The organism is Azospirillum sp. B4 (assembly GCF_000333275.1).
Lineage (GTDB): Bacteria > Pseudomonadota > Alphaproteobacteria > Azospirillales > Azospirillaceae > Nitrospirillum.
In genome coordinates this window covers 1-906 of sequence record NZ_BACU01000669.1, presented here as the reverse complement: position 1 = coordinate 906, position 906 = coordinate 1, and the positions used below count along the sequence as shown (strand labels likewise).

Here is a 906-nt window from a genome sequence, read left to right as displayed (position 1 = left end):
TCCCATATGGGAGGGGCATGGTGCAATTATGAGAGGGAAGGGGCGCCGGCTTCCGGTCCCCGTTATGGCTTTCGACCACGACCCGTCGCCCGGGCCGTCGCCCTACCGCCTCTCCCACATGGGGTACCCATGACGCGTCAGTCGACAGGGGAACGACCAGGGGCCACCGTGCGGCCAGCGCCAAACGACAAGCGGTAGTGGAAAACGGTCCAGGAAACCGGCACTTTCTCCATCAAACATAACCCGGTAGGACGAATATGGAGACGGCCGCCTTTAGGGCCGTTCCCGGCCTGGAGGCGGAAGTGATGGATCAGCAAGGTATCGCCGGAGCCTTCTCGGGCCAGGACGCCCCATGACCGAGGGTCCCGCGCACCGTATCCTGGTGGTGGAGGATTCTCCGACCCAGGCCCTTCAGTTGCAGATGAGGCTGGAACGCCAGGGCTGGTCGGTCACTGTTTGCGGGGACGCCGAAAGCGCGCTGGAACACCTGGGGCGCGAGGTGCCGGACCTGGCGATGGTGGATTTCCATCTGCCGCGCATGAACGGTGACGAATTCGTGCGCCGCGTCCGCATGGACATGCGCACGCGCGGCCTGTCGGTGCTGATGCTGACCGACAGCAATGCCGCCGATCGCGAGCGCCAGGGCATCGACAGTGGCGCCGACGCCTATGTGCCGAAGTCGGCCGACCCGGACATCCTGATGAGCCGGGTGGGCGCCTTGCTCCGCAAGACCACGGTGCCGGCCCTTGGCAGCCAGGCGCCGGGCACCTTCCGCCAAAGCCGCCTGCTTATTTCAGCACGACACAGGTGACGCCCTTGGACATCACCGGCCAGCGCACCACCAAGGGGGTGAACACCCTGCGCTACATCGAGCACCGCGTGGCGACGGTGATCGGCATCTGGGGG

Annotated in this window: 1 protein-coding gene; it reads left to right on the top strand. The window is 65.9% G+C overall.

From position 1 onward, the window contains the following. Positions 1–352 precede the first annotated feature (352 nt). Positions 353–811, top strand: a complete 459-nt coding sequence (locus I55_RS30360) for a response regulator transcription factor (RefSeq protein ID WP_044564462.1) — start codon at positions 353–355, stop codon at positions 809–811. Positions 812–906 lie beyond the last annotated feature (95 nt).